Here is a 447-nt window from a genome sequence, read left to right as displayed (position 1 = left end):
CTACACCGTCACCAGCGCACCGGGCAAGGGCACCATCAAGGTCAGCGGCATGGCGGCGACCACGTTCACGCAGCAGGACGTCATCGACGGCAAAGTGAGCTATACCGCCAACACGGCGGGCAGCGACACGTTCACGGTCTCGGTCTCGGATGGTGCATTGTCCGACGCGAAGTCGGTTGGGGTAACGATCACCTCGACCAACGCAGCGCCCACCAGCACTGGCGGCACCGTGACCACGCTTGAGGACACGAACTACGTATTCGGGGCGAGCGATTTCAACTTCAGCGACGCCAATGCCGGCGACTCACTGAGCAAGGTCGAGATCTCGGCACTGCCGGGCGCGGGCAAGCTGCAGGCCTACGTGAGCGGTGCATGGCAGGACGTTGGCGCCAGCGCCAGCATGACCGTGGCCGAAATTAATGCCAGCCACCTGCGCTTCGTGCCGGT

1 protein-coding gene is annotated in these 447 nt (G+C 64.0%); it reads left to right on the top strand.

From position 1 onward, the window contains the following. A partial coding sequence (locus NX773_RS23445; RefSeq protein ID WP_258858644.1) for a cadherin-like domain-containing protein occupies positions 1-447 on the top strand: 447 nt, incomplete at both ends.

The organism is Massilia solisilvae, assembly GCF_024753215.1.
In the GTDB taxonomy this organism is placed as follows: domain Bacteria; phylum Pseudomonadota; class Gammaproteobacteria; order Burkholderiales; family Burkholderiaceae_D; genus Telluria; species Telluria solisilvae.
This window is presented reverse-complemented; position numbering and strand designations above follow the sequence as displayed.